Source organism: Streptomyces flaveus (assembly GCF_014647675.1).
GTDB classification, from domain to species: Bacteria; Actinomycetota; Actinomycetes; order Streptomycetales; family Streptomycetaceae; genus Streptomyces; species Streptomyces flaveus.
Genome location: NZ_BMPQ01000068.1, coordinates 1 through 6,449, shown reverse-complemented (window position 1 = coordinate 6,449; position 6,449 = coordinate 1). Strand labels below are relative to the sequence as shown.

Sequence of the window (6,449 nt, the reverse complement as noted above, 5' to 3'; positions counted from 1 at the left end):
GAGGAGACCAGGACCCTCGACGAGCTGTACCAGGCCGCCATAGCCGAAGGCGGCAAGCTCGTGATCTACGCGGGCGGCGACCTCGCCAACTCGGGCAGCGGAGCGGGCGCCCGGACCGCCTTCCGCGCGCGGTTCCCGGAGATCGACCTCAACCTCATCGTGGACTACAGCAAGTACCACGACGTCCGCGTGGACAACCAGTTCGAGACCGACACCCTGGTCCCCGACCTGGTGCAGTTGCAGACGCTGCACGACTTCACCCGCTGGAAGCGCCAGGGGCGGCTGCTGCAGTACAAGCCCGCCGGCTTCAGCAAGCTCCACAAGAAGTTCAAGGACCCGGACGGCGCGTGGGTGGCCGGCATGGTCATCGCCTTCAGCTACCTGTACGACGTGGCGGCGGCCGGCGCCGACGCGCCGCAGACGCCGCTGGACCTGGTCGACCCGCGCTGGAAGGGCGCCATCGCCTCCTCCTACCCGCACGACGACGACGCGGTGCTCTACCTCTACGCCCTCTACGCCGAGACCTACGGCTGGGACTGGATGGCCCGCCTCGCTGCACAGCAGCCGCAGTTCGCCCGCGGCACCTTCTCCCCCGGCACCGCGGTCACCAACAAGGAGAAGATCATCGGCGTCGGCGCGGGTGGCAACCCGCTCGCCACCACCCCGAACCGCTGGGTGATGACCGACGGGCACCCGTTCATGGCGTGGGGACAGCGGCTCGCGATCCTGAAGCAGGCCGCCAACCCCACAGCGGCCAAGCTCTACCTCAACTGGCAGCTGTCCACCGAGCGCCAGACCTCCAACAGCTGGTCGGTACGCACGGACATCGCGCCCCCCACCGGCCTCAAGCCGATCTGGGAGTACCCGAACGCCCACCTGGACGGGTTCCCCCGCTTCATGGAGGACCGGGCCCAGGTAGAGCGGCTGAAGCAGACCTTCGCCCTCTACTTCGGCGAGGTCAAGGGCGACCCGACACCCGGCTGGCCCGGTCTGCACCCGGGCGCCTGACCCTCCATCAGGTCCCGTACGTGGCGGGTTCGACGGCCTCGGGTTGTCACACGGCGTGGTCGGATCACAGCCAGCAGCGACGCGGGTGCGCCGTACGCTGGCCATAGCTCGCGCTCACCACGTGCGGGGTCCTGGTTCCAGCGACCCCCGCTGGGCATCGGCGAGTTGATCGCCGACGCCCCGCCCAGCTCAAGGGCACCAGGGCGGTTGCGCCCACATGCTCACTCACCTGCAAGGCGACCAACTCCCCGAATGGATCGCAGTAGCCAGCGCCACCGCCGTACTGCCCAGCCTCCGCCACTTCGCTCAGCACCTCCTGCGCGACCTCGACGCCGTCACCGCCGGCCTCACCCTCCCCTGGAACTCCGGCGTCGTGGAGGGCCATGTCAACAGGATCAAGATGCTCAAGCGCCAGATGTTCGGCCGCGCAGGATTCGAACTCCTACGCAAACGGGTTCTATTGGCGTGACCGAGCGTCACCCAACCACAAGAAGTGGACCAGAGCCTGGGATCCAACACCACTTGTCGCTCAGGGCCGAGAACGCTTTGTTTCGTGGGAGGGCGCTTCCACAGGTCGCACTCGTGATCGTCGTTGCGCTCCTAGCTGCCGCCGACTCGGGCAAGCTCGCCCGCATGGACGGCGCCACATACCCCGCCGCCCTCACCTTCGCCGCCACCCTGGCCAGTGCCTTCCGCGCCCTCCTCACCTGACCGCCACGCGATGGCCCGGCATGGACTCGACTACCCGACCGCGCTCATCTATCTGCCAAACATGCCTGAGCAGACTGCGCTGACCTGTACCAAAGGCAAAGAAGCACTAGATAACGGCGGCCGCCTGGCTGGCCGAGGACGGTGTCGGGCATCCGCGGATGCCGATCACGCCGGGCGTCGAGGAACGCCGCCAGACACTGCTGGGCGTCGGCGGGCACGTCGACGGCGGCCCGTTCGAGCGTTTTGACCATGACCTTTCAGCCTGTGCCGGATGGCGGACGCGGTCATGGCCATGCCTTAGCTTGACTCTGTCGGGGATCTTGGAGCGCCGAGGTCAGCTGCCCAGGGTTCGCCAGGACTTCGGCCGGGGTATCTCGCGCTGGTCGAGGTAGTTCTGGAAGGCAGTCGGTCGGCGGGGCGTGGGGGCTTCTTCGGTTGGAGGCAGTCCGCTGAGGCGCTCGATGTTGACGGCGATGGCTGTCAGGACGTGCTGGATGTGGGCCTTTCCCTGTCCGCGGTAGCGGCAGCGCCGCATGCCGTATCCGTGGGCGAACTCGTTAACCGTGCCCTCCACTCCGGAGCGGACCGCGTAGCGGGTCTTCCACTCGGGTGTCTGTTGCTCGGTGCGGACGCGAAGTTGCAGGTCGCGGAGTTCTCGTGGGGGAAAGCCCACGGTGCGCGTGCTTTCGCGGGAGGTGGTGCACTGGGTGCGGGCCGGGCAGGGCTGGCACTGGCTTTTGGTGAACCTGGCCACGATGAGTGGGGCCGCGGTGGGTGAGGAGGTCGGGTAGGGGCCGTGCCAGCCCTGGCTGACCTGGCCCTGGGGGCAGGTGACCTGCCGGCGGTCGTAGTCGATGTGGAAGTCGTCCCGGGCGAAGCCCTCGTTTCGGCGGTGTTGGCGGGTGGGGTTGCTCCGGAGTGGTCCGGAGACGGTGACCTGGTGTTCACGGGTGGCTTGTTCCAGGTGGGGCAGGGAGGTGTAGCCGGCGTCGACCAGGTGCTCGGCGGGCAGCAGTCCGCGGCGTGACAGGCGGGTGTGGATGCCGGGCAGGACCTGGCTGTCGTGGGTGGTGGCCGAGGTGGTGGCCACGTCTGTGATCACGTTGGGGCCGTCGGGAGCACAGGTCTCGGTCAGATGGGCGGAGAACCCTTTCCAGCTGATGATGTGTCCGTGGCGTGCGTAGCGGGCCGAGGTGTCGTAGGGAGAGATGACCGCCCGGGACGAGGGCGGCAGTCCGGGCCCGCCTTCCTTCTCGGCGGTGCGCCAGCGCAGGTGTCCTGCGGCGTCACGGTGGTAGTTCTGCACCATGATCTGGCGCAGGGCCTGGATACGAGGGCCTGATGTGCGGTCTGCTGCGTGCCGGTAGAGGTGTTCCAGGAGCCGGACGGCGTCGTTTCCGGTGGCAAGGATCCTGGTCTTGGGCTTGGTGGGGTTCTTGCCCAGGCGGACCGGTCGGCCGTAGCGGCGCCCCCAGTCCTCATCGACCAGCTCGTCCAGCAGGTGAGGGGAGGTGCCGGCGACTTCTTCCAGTGCGGCGCGGACCGCCTCGGTGATCAGCTCCAGGCGGGTCAGGTCACGCACCGCGGCCAGGACATGGGTGGAGTCGGTGCGCTGGGTGGTGCGCTCGTGCACCAGGCCAGCCTCCTTGAGGCGGGCCAGCGCGAGGTCCAGGAGGCGGTCAGCACGATCGCCTTCGGCGAGACGGTCGCGGAAATCGGCCAGCACGCTGAATGGAAAATTCCCCAGGTCACGGGCATGCTGACGCGTTCGTTGGCCAGAGCTTGAGATGGCGGTCAGCTTGCGGGGGCGAGAGTGACATCGTGGCCAAGCGCGTTGAGCTGGCGGACAAGGTCGCGGGTGCGGCGTTTCGGGTCGATCAGGCGTTGGTGGTAGTCGGAGCCGAGGTCACGGAAGGTGGTGTCGGGATCATTGATCAGGTGCCAGGCGATGATCAGGATTGAGCGGGCGATGGCGACCAGGGCCTTCTTGCGCCCGCGGCGTTTGACGATGCGTCTGTATCGCGCGCCGAGGTAGGTGTCGGTTCGGGCAGCGGCGCTGGCCGCTTCACCGAGGGCGCTCTTGAGCCAGGGGTTGCCCCGGCCGGTCGGGCTGGAGCCGCGTTTGGCACCGGACTGCGTGGTCCGCGGGGTGAGCTTGGCCCAGCTGGCCAGGTGATCCGCAGTGGGGAACACGGCCATGTCCGGGCCGAGTTCGGCCAGCAGGATGTGGGCGGTGGTGAGTCCGACACCGGGAATGGCATCGAGCCGCTCGACGAGCGAGGGCCCGGGGCGTGTGTGTTCCTGCGGTCCGGGCAGGTCCTGAACAGCAGCGGTGATCTGCCCGTCCAGTCGCGCGATCTGCCCGGTGAGGTGGTCGACGCTGTCCAGCAGCGTCTGGCAGAGGAAGCTGTGGTGGTCCTCGAACTGCCCGGTCAGAGCATCGGCCAGGGCGGCCTTCTTGCGGACCAGATTGCCGCGGGCCAGATCGGCGAGGACGCGAGGGCCGCGTTCGCCGGGAATGAGGGCGGCGAGCATGTCCCGGCCGGAGGCACCGAACAGGTCGGTGAGCACGCCGGTCACCTTGATCTGCGCATCCTCCAGGATCTTCTCCACCCGCTGCTTGTGCCGACAGCGTTCTTGGTTGAGGACCGCGCGCAAGCGGGTCAGGTCACGCAGCTGCCGCACCGGCTTCGGCGGCACGAACGAGGGGCGGAGCATGCCCCGCTCGGTGAGCTTGGCCAGCCAGACCGCATCCAGCTTGTCCGTCTTGGGCCGTCCCGGGACGTTCTTCACGTCACGGGCGTTGACCAGCCAGCATTCCAGGCCGCGGGCTTCCAGCAGAAAGAAGTACGGCTTCCAGTACGCGCCGGTGGCCTCCATCACCACCCGGGTGACACCCTGGCAGACCAGACGGTCGCCCAGCTCCAGAATCGCGGTGGTGGTCGACGGGACGTTCCACACCTCCTGGACCCGACGTCCCGTCCGGGTCTCGTGGGGCAGGCGCATACACACCATCCCCGACGCCTTCGCGACATCAATCGCCGCGACCCTCTCCACCAAGTCCTCGGCCGTGCCGAGCTCTTGTGTCTCCGGCACCGTCCTCACCTCGCTTCCACTTGGATGCCGGGCAGGCGGCGGCTGCCCATGGAGCGGGAGGGGACATCGGAAAGCTGAATGGCGTGCTCGAGGCAACAGTGCACGGCCCCTGAGAGGGCGGTATGTGACGTGATGCGGCGTTTGTTGTCGCTGGAAGGTGTGGCACAGGTGTATCGGGACTGATCGGGGAGTCCTGTCGTGCTGGAGTGTTCTTCGTGAGTGACCGCCAGCCCTACAAGAGCGACTTGTCCGACGAGCGGTGGGCCCTGATCGAGCCCGTCATCGCCTCCTGGAAGGCTCAGCATCCCTCGGTCAGCGGCCACCAGGGCGCCTACGAGATGCGGGAGATCGTCAACGCCCTGCTCTACCAGTCCCGTACCGGCTGCCAGTGGGACTACCTCCCCCACGACCTGCCCCCGGCCGGTGCGGTGAAGTACTACTTCTACAAGTGGCGCGACGACGGCACCGACCAGACCATCCACGACCTGCTGCGCCGGCAGGTCCGCGAGAGCCGGGGCCGCAAGGCCGACCCGAGCCTGGTGGTGCTCGACACCCAGAGCCTGCACGCGGCCGCCGGGGTGCCCGCGAAGACGACCGGACGGGACGCGGCAAAAAAAGTCCCGGGCCGCAAGCGCGGCCTGGCAGTTGATGTTCTCGGTCTGGTGATCGCGGTGGTGGTGCTGACCGCGTCCGTGCACGACAACGCCGCCGGCATCGCCTTGCTGGACACGGTCGCCGCCGACACCGACACGGTGCACAAGGCTCTGGTGGACCAGGGGTTCAAGACCGCCGTCATCGGCCACGGGCAGAAGGTGGGCATCGATGTCGAAGTCGTCGAGCGCAACCCGGCAGCCAGCGGGGTCGTCCCGCAGCCCAAGAGGTGGGTGGTGGAGCAGGTGAACGGGATCATGATGCTGCACCGCAGGCTGGTACGGGACTACGAGCACCGGCCCGCCTCCGCCGAGTCGAGGGTGTACTGGGCCATAAGCGACCGGATGGCCCGGATGCTCACCGCGACCTCCACCCCCACCTGGCGCGGCGCATGAGCGGCAGCGAGCTGACCTTGGGAGCGGTGCTCGCGCACCTGGAGGAGCAAGAGCGCGAGATCGCCGTGCAGGCCGAGGCCACGCGGGGACGCATCGCAGAACTCACCGCGCAATTGGCGGAGTTCGACCGGGTCGCCGAGGAGGTCCGCATCACCCGCAAGACCCTGCTGGCGCTGCCTGATCCGTCCCCGCCGACGCCGCCGGCCGCGAGGCTGCCGGACCATCCGGCCTACCGGCAGATCATGGCGGTGTTCGCCGCGGCCGACGCCCCGCTGCGGGCACGGGCGGTCTGTGAAGCGATGGATCTGGAGATCACGCCCAGCAACGTCAACAACGTCCGGCTGAAGCTGAAGCGGCTGGTCGAACGCGGGATCCTGATCGAGCCCGAGCAGGGGTTGTTCACCCAGCCCCGGCCATAGCCACCCGGAGAGGCCGCCACCAGCCCGCCAGCCCCAGCGGCAAGCGCGAAACGGGCAGCACGTCACTTACCGCCCTCTGAGGAACGAACTCAGGGCTCGTCGATGAACTAATGGTGCGTGTCGCGTCAACTGTTCTTTGACGTCGTGTTCATGACGTATCTGGCGAGTT

6 protein-coding genes and 1 pseudogene are annotated in these 6,449 nt (G+C 68.0%); 5 read left to right on the top strand and 2 right to left on the bottom strand.

The window, feature by feature from the left end:
- The 3 genes and pseudogenes from IEZ21_RS46540 to IEZ21_RS48585 all read left to right on the top strand — a co-directional run.
- Positions 1-1,008, top strand: a 1,008-nt coding sequence (locus tag IEZ21_RS46540; RefSeq protein ID WP_213089442.1) for an ABC transporter substrate-binding protein, incomplete at its 5' end; no start/stop codon positions are given.
- A 196-nt stretch (positions 1,009-1,204) separates the two neighbouring features.
- Positions 1,205-1,477 (top strand): annotated as a pseudogene (locus IEZ21_RS46535) (transposase); the annotation flags it as partial.
- Positions 1,478-1,590: 113 nt separating this feature from the next.
- Positions 1,591-1,719, top strand: coding sequence for a hypothetical protein (locus tag IEZ21_RS48585; RefSeq protein ID WP_281399770.1), 129 nt, complete (start codon positions 1,591-1,593; stop codon positions 1,717-1,719).
- 334 nt (positions 1,720-2,053) lie between these two features.
- Here IEZ21_RS48585 and IEZ21_RS46530 read toward each other — a convergent pair whose 3' ends face one another.
- Both IEZ21_RS46530 and IEZ21_RS46525 read right to left on the bottom strand, forming a co-directional pair.
- A complete protein-coding gene (locus IEZ21_RS46530; RefSeq protein WP_246568975.1) occupies positions 2,054-3,445 on the bottom strand; it encodes a transposase in 1,392 nt (463 codons plus the stop codon).
- Positions 3,446-3,513: 68 nt separating this feature from the next.
- A complete protein-coding gene (locus IEZ21_RS46525) occupies positions 3,514-4,815 on the bottom strand; it encodes an IS110 family RNA-guided transposase (protein ID WP_246568973.1) in 1,302 nt (433 codons plus the stop codon).
- Between the two features lie 215 nt (positions 4,816-5,030).
- Between IEZ21_RS46525 and IEZ21_RS46520 the strand changes: the two genes are divergently transcribed.
- Together IEZ21_RS46520 and IEZ21_RS46515 are read left to right on the top strand one after the other, a co-directional pair.
- On the top strand, positions 5,031-5,861 hold the full coding sequence (locus IEZ21_RS46520; protein WP_189327859.1) for an IS5 family transposase: 831 nt from the start codon (positions 5,031-5,033) through the stop codon (positions 5,859-5,861).
- On the top strand, positions 5,858-6,280 hold the full coding sequence (locus IEZ21_RS46515; protein WP_189327858.1) for a hypothetical protein: 423 nt from the start codon (positions 5,858-5,860) through the stop codon (positions 6,278-6,280). The genes IEZ21_RS46520 and IEZ21_RS46515 overlap by 4 nt, the downstream gene beginning before the upstream one ends.
- Positions 6,281-6,449 lie beyond the last annotated feature (169 nt).

Coding starts and splice junctions, on each gene's coding strand:
- IEZ21_RS46515 (WP_189327858.1), top strand. CDS start 5,858: ATGAGCGGCAGCGAGCTGACCTTGGGAGCGGTGCTCGCGCACCTGGAG.